The organism is Lutibacter sp. HS1-25 (assembly GCF_004121075.1).
Taxonomy (GTDB): Bacteria; Bacteroidota; Bacteroidia; order Flavobacteriales; family Flavobacteriaceae; genus Lutibacter.
In genome coordinates, this window is record NZ_RHLN01000003.1 from 101,572 (window position 1) to 116,739 (window position 15,168).

The 15,168-nt window shown below is 32.7% G+C and carries 17 protein-coding genes and 5 tRNA genes; 20 read left to right on the top strand and 2 right to left on the bottom strand.

Translation table 11 applies throughout. From position 1 onward, the window contains the following. Nucleotides 1-8: 8 nt before the first annotated feature. Together EC396_RS02650 and uvrA are read right to left on the bottom strand one after the other, a co-directional pair. Entirely contained in the window at nucleotides 9-719 is a 711-nt protein-coding gene (locus EC396_RS02650; protein ID WP_129365159.1) for a TIGR00730 family Rossman fold protein, read from the bottom strand. Nucleotides 720-763: 44 nt separating this feature from the next. Then, a complete protein-coding gene (gene uvrA / locus EC396_RS02655; protein WP_129365160.1) occupies nucleotides 764-3,589 on the bottom strand; it encodes an excinuclease ABC subunit UvrA in 2,826 nt (941 codons plus the stop codon). A 104-nt stretch (nucleotides 3,590-3,693) separates the two neighbouring features. Here uvrA and EC396_RS02660 point away from each other — a divergent pair, with 104 nt between their 5' ends. The 20 genes from EC396_RS02660 (at nucleotide 3,694) to rplL (ending at nucleotide 15,155) form a co-directional block, all read left to right on the top strand. After that, on the top strand, nucleotides 3,694-3,921 hold the full coding sequence (locus EC396_RS02660; RefSeq protein WP_129365161.1) for a PspC domain-containing protein: 228 nt from the start codon (nucleotides 3,694-3,696) through the stop codon (nucleotides 3,919-3,921). A gap of 4 nt (nucleotides 3,922-3,925) precedes the next feature. Next, nucleotides 3,926-4,921, top strand: a complete 996-nt coding sequence (locus EC396_RS02665; RefSeq protein ID WP_129365162.1) for a TrkA family potassium uptake protein — start codon at nucleotides 3,926-3,928, stop codon at nucleotides 4,919-4,921. A gap of 77 nt (nucleotides 4,922-4,998) precedes the next feature. After that, nucleotides 4,999-6,603 (top strand): sodium:alanine symporter family protein, encoded by a 1,605-nt coding sequence (locus EC396_RS02670; protein ID WP_129365163.1) that lies wholly within the window; start codon nucleotides 4,999-5,001, stop codon nucleotides 6,601-6,603. Nucleotides 6,604-6,610: 7 nt separating this feature from the next. Then, nucleotides 6,611-7,480, top strand: coding sequence for a helix-hairpin-helix domain-containing protein (locus EC396_RS02675; protein ID WP_129365164.1), 870 nt, complete (start codon nucleotides 6,611-6,613; stop codon nucleotides 7,478-7,480). 32 nt (nucleotides 7,481-7,512) lie between these two features. Beyond that, entirely contained in the window at nucleotides 7,513-8,688 is a 1,176-nt protein-coding gene (locus EC396_RS02680; RefSeq protein ID WP_129365165.1) for an acyl-CoA dehydrogenase family protein, read from the top strand. An 86-nt stretch (nucleotides 8,689-8,774) separates the two neighbouring features. After that, entirely contained in the window at nucleotides 8,775-8,972 is a 198-nt protein-coding gene (gene rpsU, locus EC396_RS02685; protein ID WP_129365166.1) for a 30S ribosomal protein S21, read from the top strand. 76 nt (nucleotides 8,973-9,048) lie between these two features. After that, nucleotides 9,049-9,936, top strand: coding sequence for a tyrosine-type recombinase/integrase (locus tag EC396_RS02690; protein WP_129365167.1), 888 nt, complete (start codon nucleotides 9,049-9,051; stop codon nucleotides 9,934-9,936). Nucleotides 9,937-9,942: 6 nt separating this feature from the next. Further along, nucleotides 9,943-10,242: a ribosome hibernation-promoting factor, HPF/YfiA family gene (gene hpf / locus EC396_RS02695; protein ID WP_129365168.1), complete on the top strand. Its 300-nt coding sequence runs from the start codon at nucleotides 9,943-9,945 to the stop codon at nucleotides 10,240-10,242. A gap of 97 nt (nucleotides 10,243-10,339) precedes the next feature. Beyond that, nucleotides 10,340-10,413: transfer RNA gene (locus EC396_RS02700), tRNA-Thr, on the top strand. A gap of 75 nt (nucleotides 10,414-10,488) precedes the next feature. Next, nucleotides 10,489-10,569 (top strand) — tRNA-Tyr (locus EC396_RS02705). A 54-nt stretch (nucleotides 10,570-10,623) separates the two neighbouring features. Next, nucleotides 10,624-10,696 (top strand) — tRNA-Gly (locus EC396_RS02710). A gap of 11 nt (nucleotides 10,697-10,707) precedes the next feature. Next, nucleotides 10,708-10,779: transfer RNA gene (locus EC396_RS02715), tRNA-Thr, on the top strand. 56 nt (nucleotides 10,780-10,835) lie between these two features. After that, complete coding sequence (gene tuf / locus EC396_RS02720; RefSeq protein ID WP_129365169.1) at nucleotides 10,836-12,023, top strand: elongation factor Tu; 1,188 nt, start codon at nucleotides 10,836-10,838, stop codon at nucleotides 12,021-12,023. 54 nt (nucleotides 12,024-12,077) lie between these two features. After that, nucleotides 12,078-12,150, top strand: a tRNA-Trp gene (locus tag EC396_RS02725). Nucleotides 12,151-12,229: 79 nt separating this feature from the next. After that, nucleotides 12,230-12,418: a preprotein translocase subunit SecE gene (gene secE / locus EC396_RS02730; protein ID WP_129365170.1), complete on the top strand. Its 189-nt coding sequence runs from the start codon at nucleotides 12,230-12,232 to the stop codon at nucleotides 12,416-12,418. A gap of 7 nt (nucleotides 12,419-12,425) precedes the next feature. Then, nucleotides 12,426-12,977 (top strand): transcription termination/antitermination protein NusG, encoded by a 552-nt coding sequence (gene nusG, locus EC396_RS02735; protein WP_129365171.1) that lies wholly within the window; start codon nucleotides 12,426-12,428, stop codon nucleotides 12,975-12,977. 66 nt (nucleotides 12,978-13,043) lie between these two features. Next, on the top strand, nucleotides 13,044-13,487 hold the full coding sequence (gene rplK / locus EC396_RS02740; RefSeq protein ID WP_129365172.1) for a 50S ribosomal protein L11: 444 nt from the start codon (nucleotides 13,044-13,046) through the stop codon (nucleotides 13,485-13,487). A gap of 12 nt (nucleotides 13,488-13,499) precedes the next feature. Further along, the gene (gene rplA / locus EC396_RS02745) at nucleotides 13,500-14,189 is read left to right on the top strand and encodes a 50S ribosomal protein L1 (protein WP_129365173.1); all 690 of its coding nucleotides are present in this window, start codon (nucleotides 13,500-13,502) and stop codon (nucleotides 14,187-14,189) included. A gap of 22 nt (nucleotides 14,190-14,211) precedes the next feature. Then, nucleotides 14,212-14,736 carry a 50S ribosomal protein L10 gene (rplJ, locus tag EC396_RS02750; protein ID WP_129365174.1) on the top strand — a complete coding sequence of 175 codons (525 nt, stop codon included), beginning with the start codon at nucleotides 14,212-14,214 and terminating at the stop codon, nucleotides 14,734-14,736. 41 nt (nucleotides 14,737-14,777) lie between these two features. Continuing rightward, complete coding sequence (rplL, locus tag EC396_RS02755) at nucleotides 14,778-15,155, top strand: 50S ribosomal protein L7/L12 (RefSeq protein WP_129365175.1); 378 nt, start codon at nucleotides 14,778-14,780, stop codon at nucleotides 15,153-15,155. Nucleotides 15,156-15,168: the final 13 nt, after the last annotated feature.

The window sequence follows — 15,168 nt, forward strand, 5'->3', positions numbered from 1 at the left end:
GTATTTATTTAGAAATTAGGACTTAAACTGTATTTTTGGTAGAAGGTGTTTATAACTTCTAAAACTTCTTCAGCGGTATCTACAATTGAAATTAAATCTAAATCTGCTGGGCTAATTTTACCTTCTTCAACAAGTGTATTTTTAATCCAATCAAACAAACCAGACCAATATTTTTTACCTACCAAAATAATAGGAAATTTTCCAATTTTTTTAGTTTGAATTAGAGTGATGGCTTCAAATAATTCGTCTAAAGTTCCAAACCCACCTGGCATTACAACAAAACCTTGTGAGTATTTTACAAACATTACTTTACGAACAAAAAAGTAATCAAAATCCAAACTTTTATCCGAGTCAATATATGGATTGTCGTGTTGTTCAAAAGGCAATTCAATATTTAAACCAACCGAAATTCCTTTACCACGTGCAGCTCCTTTGTTTCCTGCTTCCATAATTCCAGGTCCACCACCAGTTACAATTCCGTAACCGTGTTGGGTTAGTTCATAGGCAATGTTTTCAGCTAAAATATATGAGGCGTCTTCTGGTTTTGTGCGAGCAGAACCAAAAATACTAACACAAGGTCCAATTTTACCTAAGCGTTCAAAGCCTTCAACAAATTCGGCCATAATTTTAAAAATAGCCCAGGAGTCGTTGGTTTTAATTTCGTTCCAAGTTTTTTGCTTAAATTTTTCTCGTATTTTTCTATCTTCGTTGGGTGTCATTGTAAATTGTATTTTTTTATTTAAAACTAAAAAATAGTTTTTGCCTAATGTAATTCTTTTTTTAAGAATTTAGCAGTGTAACTTTCTTTATGTTTACTTACTTCTTCAGGGGTACCGTAGCAAATTAATTGTCCGCCATTTTTACCACCTTCCATACCAATATCTATTATATAATCTGCCAGTTTTATAACATCCATATTGTGTTCAATAACCAATATGGTATTTCCTTTGTTTGTTAGTTTGTTTAGCACTTCCATTAAAACCCTAATATCTTCAAAATGTAGACCAGTTGTGGGCTCGTCTAAAATATAAAAAGTATTTCCAGTATCTCTTTTTGAAAGTTCAGAAGCTAATTTTATACGTTGTGCTTCACCTCCTGATAAGGTTGTTGATTGTTGACCTAAAGTAAGGTAATCCAAGCCAACATCGTGAATTGTTTTTAGTTTTCTGTGAATTTTAGGAATGTTTTCAAAAAAAGTAACAGCTTCCTCAATGGTCATATCTAGTATGTCGGCAATTGATTTTCCTTTGTATCTAATTTCTAAAGTTTCACGATTAAAACGTTTGCCTTGACAAGTTTCGCACTCAACATGTACATCGGGTAAAAAATTCATTTCAATAACCCTAACGCCACCACCCTGACAAGTTTCGCATCTTCCTCCTTTAACATTGAATGAAAAACGACCAGATTTATACCCTCTAATAGCAGCTTCACTAGTTTTAGCATATAGATTTCTAATTTCGCCAAAAACTCCTGTGTAAGTTGCTGGATTTGAGCGAGGTGTGCGACCAATGGGCGATTGGTCAATAGCAATAACTTTGTCTATATGTTCTAAACCTTCAATGGTTTTAAAAGGCATTGGTTTTTTTACACCATTGTAAATATGCTGATTTAAAATTGGGTACAATGTTTCGTTAATTAAAGTAGATTTTCCGCTACCCGAAACACCAGTTACGCAAATTAATTGTCCTAAAGGAAATTCAACCGTTAAATTTTTTAGGTTATTGCCTGATGCGCCTTTGATAACAATTTTATGTCCGTTTCCTTTTCTTCTTTTTGAAGGAATTGCTATTTTTTGGGTACCGTTTAAATAATCTGCAGTTAAAGTGTTGTGTTTTTTTAGTTCAGCAAAAGTACCTTCACTTACAATTTCACCACCGTGAATTCCAGCGCCAGGACCAATATCTAAAACAAAATCGGCGTGTTCAATCATGTCTTTATCATGTTCAACTACCAAAACAGAATTTCCAATATCTCTAAGATTGATCAATGATTTTATCAACTTTTCATTGTCGCGTTGGTGTAAACCAATACTAGGTTCGTCTAAAATATACAAGACACCAACAAGTTGAGAGCCAATTTGTGTTGCAAGCCTAATGCGTTGCGCTTCGCCACCTGACAAAGATTTTGAGCTTCGATCTAAGGCTAAATAATCCAAACCAACATCTAGTAAAAACTGAATGCGCGTTCTAATTTCTTTAATTATTTCTGAAGCAATTTGAAGTTGTTTGCTAGATAATTTTTCTTCAACAGTTGAAAACCAATTTGCCAATTCTGAAATATCTAAATGCGCTAACTCTGCAATATTTTTTTCGTTTACTTTAAAATAAAGTGCTTCTTTTTTTAATCGGGCACCATTGCAAGTTTCACATTCAATTTCATCCATAAAATCGTTAGCCCACCGTTTTAATGATGTTGAATCACTTGCATTGTATTGATTTTCAATAAATTTAATAATACCTTCAAAATCAATTTCGTAATTGCGGGTAATGCCCATTGTTTTTGATGCAACTTCAAATTTTTCTTTACCACCATTCAAAATAACTTCTAATGCTTCCGCAGGAATTTTTGAAATAGGATCGGTTAATTGAAATTTATAACGCTCTGCAATTAATTGTAATTGTTTAAATATCCAAGTCGATTTTTGCTCGCCAATAGGCGTAATTCCACCACTTTTTATAGATATTTCTTTATTGGGAATTATTTTGTCAATATTTACTTTGTTGATTTTTCCCAATCCATTGCAAGTTTCGCAAGCACCTTTTGGTGAGTTAAATGAAAATGAATTTGGTTCGGGATTTGGGTAGGAAATACCTGTTTCTGGACACATTAATTCTCGACTAAAATAGCGAGGAATATGTTGATTGTGCTCTAAAACCATCATTACATTTTCGCCCGAATATAAGGCGGTTGTAATGGTTTCTTCCAATCTTTTTTCTGAAGATTTATTTACTTCAAGGCGGTCTATTACAATTTCAATATCATGCGTTTTATAACGATCTAAACGCATTCCTTTTTCAATTTCAACAATTTCACCATCAACTCTAACTCTAACAAAACCTTGTTTGGCTATTTGTTCAAAAAGTTCGCGATAATGTCCTTTTCTTGATTTTACAACAGGCGCAAGAACTACAATTTTTTTAGCTTCAAATTCGCTTAAAATCAATTCTTTAATTTGCTCGTCGCTATTACTTACCATTTTTTTATTGGTGTTATACGAATAAGCATCTGCAGCACGTGCAAAAAGCAATCGTAAAAAATCGTAAATCTCTGTAATTGTTCCTACAGTTGAACGTGGACTTTTGCTGGTTGTTTTTTGTTCAATAGCAATAACGGGAGAAAGTCCATCAATTTTATCAACATCGGGTCTTTCTAAGCCTCCCAAAAACTGACGCGCATAGGCCGAAAAAGTTTCAATATAGCGCCGCTGTCCTTCAGCATAAATAGTGTCAAATGCCAAAGAAGATTTGCCACTGCCACTTAAGCCAGTGATAACCACTAATTTTTCTCGAGGTATACGAACATCAATATTTTTTAAATTGTGAACGCGTGCGCCAAGTACTTCAATATATTCCTGGTGTTTTGTCATGCTGTTTTTTGGAAAGCAGCAAAGTTAAAAAATTGTGGCTATAAATTGAATGTAGCTAATATCTTATTTTGAAAATTAGTATATTGCGTTCAAATTTTTAGCTTGTGAAGTGGATTGATTCTTTGCGTCATTTTTTTGAAAAACACGGATTTGCAGTTTCGTCAAGATTTGCAGATAGATTGGGTATTAGTGTTTCTAATGTGCGAATTTTCTTTATTTATTTATCATTTGTAACTTTAGGAGTTTCTTTTGGAATTTATTTAACCCTGGCTTTTTTATTGCGATTAAAAGATTTAATTTATACAAAAAGAAGCTCAGTTTTTGACTTATAGTTTTATGATATTCAAATCAAAATTACAAATCTCTATTTTTTTACTACTATCAGTTGTTATTATTGGCGTAACTGGTTATATGGTTATTGCGGGTGATAACTTTGTAGACTCGTTGTATATGACCATTATTACAATGTCTACAGTTGGCTTTGGTGAAATTCATAAATTTTCGACAGAAACAAAGCTTTTTACCATATTTTTAATCATAATTAGTATTGTAGTTTATGGATATTCAGTTACTGCAATTACCGAGTATTTGGCAAGTAGCAAATTTTTTCAACTTATAAAATATAAAAAAGTGGAACAAGAAATTGGTAAATTAGTAAATCATACCATTGTGTGTGGTTATGGACGAAATGGAAAACAAGCCGTAAATAAATTACGACAGTTTAATGTGCCTTGTGTGGTAATTGAAAAAAGAATTAATGAAATAGCTGATTTAGAGCGAGATGGGGTTTTGTATGTTGAAGGTGATGCAACTAATGATGATGATTTGTTAAAATTAGGATTGGATAAAGCAAAAAGTTTAATTACGGCTTTGCCATCTGATGCCGATAATTTATTTGTGGTATTGTCTGCTCGTCAGTTCAATAAAAATTTTATTATAATAAGCCGTGCTTCTAGTGAATCTTCTTACGGTAAATTAAAAATTGCAGGTGCTACAAATGTAATTATGCCCGATAAATTGGGTGGTGCACATATGGCTTCTTTGGTTGTAACTCCCGATTTAATTGAATTTATTGATAGACTTTCTATTTCTGGGAATGAAAATGCAAACCTCGAAGAGATATCTGTAAACAGCTTACCTAAAGAATTTTTATCCAAAACAATATTGGATTTAGATCTAAGAAAAAAAACAGGTTGTACAGCTATTGGCTTTAAAACTTCTACAGGAGAGTATATTATCAATCCAGATGCGCACACTAAATTAGAAAAAGATACTTACTTAATTATTTTAGGAAACAGAGAACAAATAGCAAAACTTAGGGAAGTTTTTTAATTTTAAAATTGTCTAAAACTTGTAGTAAAATCAATTTTTTGCCATATTGCAGACTTTTTATGAAATTAACCAAAATTATGACTAAAAAATTTATAAGCTTATTGCTTTTTATAGCCCCATTTATTTCAACTGCGCAAGAAAAAGGTTTAGATGAAAAAATCAATGATTGGTTTGAACCAATAACAGCAAAATGGGAAGGAATTGTTTTTTGGCTTGTACCAGGTACAGGTGTTCCTTTGGTTGTTTTTTTATTGGTGTTTGGAGCTGTATTTTTTACTTTTTATTTTAAGTTAATCAATATTCGAAGATTTGGATTGGCTATAAATGTTGTTAGAGGTAAATATGATGAAGTTGAAGGGCATGGTGCTGAAAAAGCAGAACTAAATATTGTTGATGGTGATATTGTTGATACAATACGAGACGAAAGTAAAGAAGGAGAAGTAACGCATTTTCAGGCTTTGGCAACAGCAGTTTCAGGAACTGTTGGTTTGGGAAATATTGCAGGGGTAGCTTTGGCCATTTCTATTGGTGGACCAGGTGCAACTTTTTGGATGGTAATGGCAGGTTTATTAAGTATGTCTACAAAATTTGTTGAATGTACTTTGGGAGTAAAATATAGAGATGTTGGTCCAGATGGAACTGTTTATGGAGGTCCAATGTATTACCTTACAAAAGGAATGGCTGAAAGAGGTTACAAGAATTTAGGAAAAGTACTTGCGGTACTTTTTGCAATATTATGTGTTGGAGCATCATTTGGTGGCGGTAATGCAGTACAGTCAAATCAGGCAGCGGAGCAATTGGCAAGTCTAATGGGAATGCAAGGTGGTCATTCGGGTACAATAATTGGGGTAGGTATTGCAATAGTTGTGGGGTTTGTAATTATTGGAGGAATCAAAAGAATTGCATCGGTTACTGAAAAGGTAGTGCCATTTATGGCGGTAATTTATATTTTAGCCTGTTTGGTTGTAATGTTTGCACACGCCAGTTATATAGATGATGCAATCGCACTTATATTTAGAGAAGCATTTTCGCCAAGTGCAGGATTGGGAGGCTTTTTTGGTGTTTTAATTACAGGTTTTAGACGTGCAGTGTTTTCAAATGAAGCTGGTGCAGGTTCTGCTGCAATTGCGCACTCTGCAGTAAAAACAAAATATCCTGCTTCTGAAGGAATTGTTTCTTTGTTAGAACCTTTTATTGATACTGTTGTAATTTGTACAATGACAGCCTTGGTAATTATTTTTTATAATAGTGACGGAATGTTTGTTTATGGTGGAGATGGTTCTGGTAACGTTATTATTAATGGTGTTGCTGTTGGTGGTGTAAATTTAACTTCTATGGCATTTGAAGCAGTAATTCCTTGGTTTCCTTATGTGTTAACATTGGCAGTTGTACTTTTTGCAATTTCAACAATGATCTCTTGGTCTTATTACGGATTGCAATCTTGGAAATTTTTATTTGGTAGAAGTAAATTGGCTGATATAACTTATAAATTATTATTTATTGCATTTATAATTATTGGTGCTGCAGCTTCTATGAAAGCGGTGTTTGATTTTTCTGATGCTATGATTTTAGCCTTGGTTTTTCCAAATATGATAGGTTTACTGTTCTTATTTCCTATTGTTAGAAGTGAACTTATCAGATATTTAAAAGCCATAAAAGTTAAATTAACAGTTATTAAATAACTTTTTTATGAATAGCTTTAAATCCCATTTTAGGTATAATAAACGCCAACGAAATGGGATTTTATTTTTATTGATAATTATAATTCTCTTACAATTGGTTTTCTTTTTTGTTGATTTTTCTTCCGAAGAAAAGAATTCAGCAAATTCGGCCAAATTAATTATTTTTCAACAAGAAATGGATTCGTTACGTTTTGTTGAATTAGAAAATTCAAAACCTAAAATTTATCCTTTCAATCCAAATTATATTACAGATTATAAAGGCTATCAATTGGGAATGTCTGTTGAAGAGATTGATAAATTATTGGATTTTAGAAAAAACGGAGCATTTATCAATTCAGCAAAACAATTTCAAGAAATTACAGGTGTTAGCGATAGTTTGTTGAATGTGTTAAGCCCCTATTTTAAATTTCCAGATTGGATTGATTCTTCAAAATCTAATTCAAATGATGGTAATAATACCGTAAAAAAAGCTATGGAAATTCAAGATTTAAACTTGGCAACTGTTGAAGATTTAAAAAAAGTGAAGGGAATTGGTGAGGTACTTGCAAGTAGAATTGTTAATTATCGTACAAAATTACAAGGATTTTCAATGAATGAGCAATTGTATGAGGTTTGGAATTTAGATGAAGAAGTTGCAAATGATGTATTGAAATATTTTAGAGTTAAAACACCTCCAACCATTCAAAAAATAAATGTAAATACCGCAACTTTTAAAGAGGTTTTAGCCATTGTTTATATTGATTATGAGTTAACTAAAAAGATTTTTAATTATAGAGATGAGGTTGCTGAAATACAATCTTTGGAAGAATTAAAAAAAATTGAGGGTTTTCCTTTGGATAAATTCAACAGAATAGCACTATATTTGCAGGCTAAATAAAATTTCAACAAAAAAATAATAGTTTTCCCACTATGAATAGTATGTATTTTACTGAAGAACACGAGGCATTTAGAAGAAGTTTCCAAGATTTTTTAAAAAAGGAAGTTGTTCCAAATGTTGATAAATGGGAGAAAGATGGTTTTGTAGATAAAAACATCTGGAAAAAAATGGGTGAAATGGGCTATTTTGGCCTAAATTATCCTGAAGAATTTGGAGGTATAAATCTTGATCTTTTTTATACGGTGGTTTTTTTAGAAGAAATGCAAAAAGTAAATTCAGCTGGATTTGCTGCAGCTATTTGGGCGCATACTTATTTAGCAATGACTCACCTAGAAAAAGAGGGAAGTTCTGCTATAAAAGAAAAATATTTAACAGCAAGTATTCTTGGCGAAAAAGTTGGTTGTTTGTGTATTTCTGAACCATTTGGAGGTTCTGATGTTGCAGGAATGAGAACTACCGCTGTGAAAAATGGTGATACCTATATATTAAACGGATCAAAAACATTTATTACAAATGGTGTTTATTCAGACTATTTGGTGGTTGCAGCAAAAACTAATACCGAATTAGGTAATAAAGGAATGAGTATTTTTGTTGTTGATCGTGAAACTTCTGGAATTACAGCAACACATTTAGAAAAATTGGGTTGGAAAGCCTCTGATACTGCCGAAATTGCTTTTGATAATGTGGTCATTCCTGCTGAAAATTTGTTAGGTGAAGAAGGGAAAGGGTTTCCGTACATTATGCAACATTTTGCTTTAGAGCGTGTAATAATGGGTATAAATGCTCATGCAAGTGCTGAATACGCATTAGATTATGCAATTAAATACATGTCTGAAAGAAGTGCATTTGGGAAAACAATAGATAAATTTCAGGCATTGCGCCATAAAGTTGCCGATTTAGCAAGTGAAATAGAGATGTGTAAAGAGTTTAATTACTCAGTAATCTATAGGTTAGATAGAGGTCAGTATGTTGTAAAAGAGGCTACCATGTCTAAATTATTGTCTACCAAAATGGCAGATAAAGTAATTTATGAATGTTTGCAATTTCTTGGCGGTTATGGCTATATGGAAGAATATCCTATGGCAAGAATGTTTAGAGATAGTCGCTTAGGCCCAATTGGAGGTGGAACTTCAGAAATTTTGAGAGAAATTATCGCAAAAATTGTTATAGATAAGAAAGAGTATAAGCCAATTGCTAAAATAAAATAACATAAATACATTGCTTGTATTTATTTTGTTTGTATCTTTGCAATCCAAAAAATAAAAGAGAACAATTTGAAAGGAGGTGCTAAAATATGTTAATCATACCAGTTAAAGACGGAGAAAATATTGATAGAGCGTTAAAACGTTACAAAAGAAAATTTGATCGTACGAAGACAATGAAAAATTTGCGTAACCGTAAGCAATTCAATAAACCTTCAGTTGAAAACCGCGCACAAATTATAAAAGCTCGATATGTTCAAAAATTAAGAACAGCAGAAGAGCAAGGTTAATTTTTAGCCAAAACATTTTAAACCGTTAGTTAAAACAAATTACAATTTGTATGTTTGTTTACTAACGGTTTTTTTTATGCCTATAAATGCCTTTATAAATTATATTTCGCTCGAAAAAAAATATTCGTTACATACTGTGACGGCCTATAAAAACGATTTGATTTCTTTTCAGGAATTTTGTGTTTCAGAATTTGAAAGTGATGATATTGTAAATGCAAATTATTCTCAAATTAGAAGTTGGATAGTTGTTTTAGTAAATTCAGATATTTCAAATCGAAGTATAAACAGAAAAATATCTTCGTTAAAATCGTTCTACAAGTTTCTTCAAAAGACAAAACAATTAGATTTAAACCCACTAACAAAACATAAAGCTTTAAAAGTGGCAAAAAGAGTTCAGGTTCCTTTTTCTGAAAAAGAGATTGAAAGTGTTTTAAATTTAAATATGGAAAATACTGATTTTGAATCTGTAAGAGATAAGTTGATTGTGGAATTGTTATATTCAACAGGTATGCGTAGAAGTGAATTGGTAAATTTAAGATTAAATGATATAGATAGAAGTAATGGTGTAGTAAAGGTCTTAGGAAAAAGAAATAAAGAGCGCTATATTCCATTGTTAAAATCTGTATTAGACTCATTAGCAATATATCACGAGTTTAGAGGTGTTATTGAGTCTGATCAATCATATTTATTTGTTACAAAACATGGTAAAAAAATATACGATACACTTGTATATCGTATAATAAATAATTATTTTAGTACTGTGTCGTTGAAGGTAAAGAAAAGCCCACATGTAATAAGGCATTCTTTTGCAACACATTTATTAAATGAAGGTGCTGATCTAAACGCTGTAAAAGAATTGCTTGGGCATTCTAGTTTGGCGTCAACACAAGTATATACCCATAGTAGTTTGGGTAAGTTAAAGGAAGTGTATAATCTAGCTCACCCAAGGAGCGATAAAAACTAAATTATTATGAAAGTAAATTTGCAATGTGTAAATTTTAATGTAGACAAGGGGCTTGTTGAGTTTGTTGAAAAGAAATTATCTGCTTTAGATAAGTATTATGATAAAATTGTAGATGCAGAAGTGTATCTTAAAGTACAGCAAACAAGTGAAAAAGAAAACAAACTTATTGATGTAAAATTAAATGTACCTGGTAACGATTTTGTTGTAAAAAAACAATGTAAAACCTTTGAAGAAGGTATTTTGTTGGCTGCAGATTCCTTGAAAAGGCAATTGGCAAAAAAGAAAGAAAAAGTAAGAGAAAAATAATATTAAAAAAAATAACATAAAAAGTTTTGGATTAAAATAAAACTTTAATACATTTGCAGTCCGTTAGAAATAGCGGACTTCTTTTATGGAGTAAAATGCCGATGTAGCTCAGCTGGCTAGAGCAGCTGATTTGTAATCAGCAGGTCGTGGGTTCGAGTCCCTCTATCGGCTCAAAAACAAGAAATTGTTTTTAAAATGAAAAGAGTAAGTGTTTGTTCATTTGCTTAGATCTTTGAAAATTAAAATGGTGAGATACTCAAGTGGCCAACGAGGGCAGACTGTAAATCTGCTGCGCAAGCTTCGAAGGTTCGAATCCTTCTCTCACCACGAAAAGGAAGTAATAAGAAATTATTACAACAATGATGATTTGAAAAAATTATTGCGAGAGTAGCTCAGTTGGTAGAGCTTCAGCCTTCCAAGCTGACTGTCGCCGGTTCGAGCCCGGTCTCTCGCTCTATTTTTTTGGCCGGTGTAGCTCAGGGGTAGAGTGTTTCCTTGGTAAGGAAGAGGTCACGGGTTCAAATCCCGTCATTGGCTCAAGTAAAGTATTGAATTTAACACTATATATAACTAAGATTTAAAAATTAATAATCATGGCAAAAGCAAATTTTGATCGTTCCAAACCACACCTTAACATAGGTACTATTGGACACGTTGACCACGGTAAAACTACTTTAACTGCTGCTATTACTGTAGTATTAGCACAAAAAGGATTTTGTGAAGTAAAAAACTTTGACCAAATCGATAATGCTCCTGAAGAAAAAGAAAGAGGTATTACAATTAACACTGCTCACGTAGAATACGCTACAGCTAACCGTCATTACGCTCATGTTGACTGTCCAGGTCACGCGGATTACGTAAAGAACATGGTAACTGGTGCTGCTCAAATGGACGGTGCAATTATCGTTGTTGCTGCAACAGATGGTCCTATGCCTCAAACTAGAGAGCATATCTTATTAGGTCGTCAAGTAGGTATTCCAAGATTAGTTGTATTCATGAATAAAGTGGATATGGTTGATGATGAGGAGTTATTAGAATTGGTAGAGATGGAAATCAGAGATTTATTATCTTTCTACGAATATGATGGTGATAACACTCCAGTTATTCAAGGTTCTGCTTTGGGTGGTCTTAACAATGAGCCAAAATGGGTTGAAAAGATTATGGAATTAATGGATGCTGTTGATTCTTGGATCGAGTTACCAAAACGTGACGTTGATAAAGATTTCTTAATGCCAATTGAAGATGTATTCTCAATTACAGGTCGTGGAACTGTTGCTACAGGTCGTATCGAAACTGGTGTTGCTAATACAGGTGATGCTGTTGAAATTATCGGTATGGGTGCTGAAAAATTAACTTCTACAATTACTGGAGTTGAAATGTTCCGTAAAATATTAGATAGAGGTGAAGCTGGAGATAACGTAGGTATCTTATTAAGAGGTATTGCAAAAGAAGATATCCGTAGAGGTATGGTAATTTGTAAACCAAAATCAGTAACTCCACACGCTAAATTTAAAGCTGAGGTTTATATCCTTAAAAAAGAAGAAGGTGGTCGTCATACACCATTCCATAACAACTATCGTCCACAGTTTTACGTACGTACAACTGACGTAACTGGTACTATTATGTTGCCAGAAGGAGTTGAGATGGTTATGCCAGGTGACAACTTAACAATAAATGTTGAATTACACCAAAAAATTGCATTAAACGTAGGTTTACGTTTTGCAATCCGTGAAGGTGGTAGAACAGTAGGTGCTGGTCAAGTAACTGAGTTATTAGACTAATTACCAGATTACAATAAATTAAGGTGCTTCTTATTAGAGGAGCACCTTATATTTACGGGCGTAGCTCAGTTGGTAGAGCACTGGTCTCCAAAACCAGGTGTCGGGAGTTCGAGTCTCTCCGCCCGTGCAATAAAATAATAAGGAATTGGTAGTTTATTCTAAATGTTATATGCGAATAAATTTATCTCCGTACAAAATTTAAAGAAATGAATTTAGTTCAATATATAAAAGATGCCTTTGATGAGTTGAGACATAAAATGTCTTGGATCTCTTGGGAAGAAGCTCAAAAATCAACTGTAGTTGTTGCTGTATTTACAGTAATTTTTGCAATTGCGGTATTTGCTGTTGATAAATTATTTCAAACTGGATTAACGGAATATTTTAAATTATTTTAAAAGACTTATGACTGATTCTGTAAAAAAATGGTACGTTGTAAGGGCTATTGGTGGGCAAGAAAATAAAGTGAAAACTTATATTGAAAATGAAATTGCTCGTTTAGGCATGTCTGATTATGTAGATAGAGTATTAGTACCTTCAGAAAAAGTTATTCAAGTACGTAATGGGAAAAAATTAAACAAAGAACGTGTTTACTTTCCTGGTTACGTTATGATTGAAGCTAACCTAAGTGGTGAGTTACCTCATATTATCAAATCTATAACTGGTGTAATTGGTTTTTTAGGGGAAGTTAAAGGAGGAGATCCTGTTCCAATGAGAAAATCTGAAATTAACAGAATGTTAGGTAAGGTTGATGAATTGTCTGTTCAAAATGACAATGTAGCAATTCCTTATGTAGTTGGTGAAACAGTAAAAGTTATTGATGGACCATTTAATGGTTTTGATGGTACAATTGAAAAAATAAACGAAGAAAAGCGTAAACTTGAAGTTATGGTGAAAATTTTTGGAAGAAAAACACCATTGGAATTAAGTTATATGCAAGTAGAAAAGATTTCATAATTGTTACAATAATGTAATATTGCATTTTGCTTCCATTAAATGTAATATTGAATTTAAGATTAAAAGATGGCAAAAGAAATTAGTAAAGTAGTAAAATTACAAGTTAAGGGAGGAGCCGCAAACCCGTCACCACCAGTTGGTCCTGCTTTAGGTGCTGCCGGAGTTAACATTATGGAGTTCTGTAAGCAATTTAATGCTAGAACTCAAGATAAACAAGGAAAAATATTACCTGTTGCAATTACTGTATACAAGGATAAATCTTTCGAATTTGTTGTAAAAACTCCACCAGCGGCTGTTCAATTATTAGAAGCAGCTAAACTTAAAAGTGGTTCAGCTGAACCTAATCGTAAAAAAGTGGCTACAATTACTTGGGATCAAGTGAAAGCGATTGCTGAAGATAAAATGGTAGATTTAAATGCATTTACTATTGAATCTGCAACATTAATGATTGCTGGTACAGCACGCTCAATGGGAATCAGAGTAAAAGGTGAAGCTCCAATTAAAAAATAAACAGTTATTAAAATGGCAAAATTAACTAAAAAGCAAAAAGAAGCACAAGCGAAGGTTGATAAAAATCAAGCTTATTCTTTAAAAGACGCTTCTGCTTTAGTAAAAGAAATTACTAGTGTAAATTTTGATGCATCTATCGATTTAGCTGTTAGATTAGGAGTTGATCCTCGTAAAGCAAATCAAATGGTTAGAGGGGTAGTAACATTACCTCACGGAACTGGTAAAGATGTAAAAGTATTAGCATTGGTAACTCCAGATAAAGAAGCAGAAGCTAAAGAAGCAGGTGCTGATTATGTTGGGTTAGATGAATACCTTCAAAAAATTAAAGAAGGTTGGACAGATGTAGACGTTATTATTACTATGCCTAGCGTTATGGGTAAATTAGGTCCTTTAGGTCGTATTTTAGGACCAAGAGGTTTAATGCCTAACCCTAAAACTGGTACAGTAACTATGGATGTAGCAAAAGCTGTTACAGAGGTAAAAGCTGGTAAAATTGACTTTAAAGTTGATAAAACAGGAATTGTACATGCTGCGATTGGAAAAGCATCTTTTGATGTAGATAAAATTGTAGATAATGCACATGAACTTATCCAAACTTTGGTTAAATTAAAACCAACAGCTGCAAAAGGAACTTATATTAAAAGTATCTACATGTCTAGTACTATGAGTCCTGGAGTAGGTATTGATTCTAAAACAGTTTAATTAAAGTTAAAACTTATTAATTATGACGAGAGAAGAAAAATCACAAGTAATAGAAGATTTAGCTGCTAAGTTAACTGAAGGAAACATTATCTATTTAACAGATATATCAGGATTAAATGCTTTAGATACCTCTAATTTACGTAGAGCTTGTTTTAAAGCAAATATAAAACTAGCAGTTGTTAAAAATACCTTGCTTGAAAAAGCAATGGAAAAATCTGATAAAGATTTTGGAAAATTACCATCAACTTTAAAAGGAAATACATCTTTAATGTTTTCTGAAGTTGGTAATGCTCCAGCAAAATTAATTCAAGAAATTCAAAAAAAGTCTAAATCTGATAAGCCTTTATTTAAAGGTGCTTATGTTGAAGAAGCTATTTTTATTGGTGCAGACCAATTAAATACTTTAGTAAATATCAAATCTAAAGAAGAATTACTTGGAGAAATCATCACAATTTTACAATCACCAGCTAAAAATGTTATTTCAGCATTACAGTCTGGAGGTCAAAAATTGTCTGGTATTTTGAAAACATTATCAGAAAAAGAATAAGCGCACTAATAAACTAAATAATAAAAATTAAACAAAGAGAAATGGCAGATTTAAAAGATTTCGCAGAACAACTTGTTAACTTAACAGTTAAAGAAGTAAATGAGTTAGCTAATATTTTAAAAGACGAATATGGTATTGAGCCAGCAGCAGCAGCAGCAGTTGCAGTAGCAGGACCAGCAGCAGGTGGAGAAGCAGAAGCAGAAGCACAAACTGAATTCGACGTAATTTTAAAAGCAGCAGGTGCTTCTAAATTAGCAGTTGTAAAATTAGTTAAAGAATTAACTGGATTAGGATTGAAAGAGTCTAAAGAAATCGTTGATAGTGCTCCAGCACCAATCAAAACAGGTATCTCTAAAGACGAAGCTGAAGGCTTAAAAGCATCATTAGAAGAGGCAGGAGCTGAGGTTGAGCTTAAGTAAGCTTACAAAACCA